The organism is Bacillus haynesii, from assembly GCF_001969855.1.
GTDB classification, from domain to species: Bacteria; Bacillota; Bacilli; order Bacillales; family Bacillaceae; genus Bacillus; species Bacillus haynesii.
The window spans coordinates 1-646 of sequence record NZ_MRBL01000075.1; the positions used below are offsets into that span (position 1 = coordinate 1).

The window sequence follows — 646 nt, forward strand, 5'->3', positions numbered from 1 at the left end:
AAGAAGCGGACCGCATCGGTATGGAGATGCTGAAGCAAGTCGGTTTGGAACATAAGGCCCACAGCTATCCGGTTACGATGTCCGGCGGGCAGCAGCAGAGGGTCGGCATCGCGCGGGCGCTTGCTGTCAACCCGCACGCAATTTTGCTTGATGAGCCGACTTCAGCTCTCGATCCGGAGCTTGTGGCAGGCGTGCTTCAAGTCATCAAATCGATCGCCGAAAAACAAACGACGATGATCATTGTCACTCATGAAATGGCGTTTGCCAAAGAAGTCGCAGATCAGGTGATTTTTATGGCGGACGGCCATATTATCGAGCAGGGGACACCGGAAGAGCTGTTTGATCATCCGAAAAACGAACGGACGAAAAAATTTATCAAACAGGTAGGAGAGCCTGCAGAACTTGTATAGAAGGGATGAAATGGAATGGCCGAAGAATATCATGAAGCGTTGCATACGCGTTTGATCAACATTCGCCGGGATCTTCACGAACATCCTGAACTGTCGTTTCAGGAATTTGAAACGACGAAAAAAATCCGCCGCTGGCTTGAGGAAGAAAATATTACAGTTCTTGAGGTGCCGGGGCTTGAAACGGGTGTAGTTGCCGAAATCAAAGGGCGCGAGGAAGGACCCGTCATTGTGCTGAG

The 646-nt window shown here is 50.5% G+C and carries 1 protein-coding gene and 1 pseudogene; both read left to right on the plus strand.

Translation table 11 applies throughout. The features are described from left to right. Nucleotides 1-410 (plus strand): amino acid ABC transporter ATP-binding protein (locus BTA31_RS22340; protein WP_142243780.1); only part of this gene is annotated, 410 nt, incomplete at its 5' end. A 15-nt stretch (nt 411-425) separates the two neighbouring features. After that, a pseudogene (locus tag BTA31_RS22345) lies at nt 426-646 on the plus strand (amidohydrolase); the annotation flags it as partial.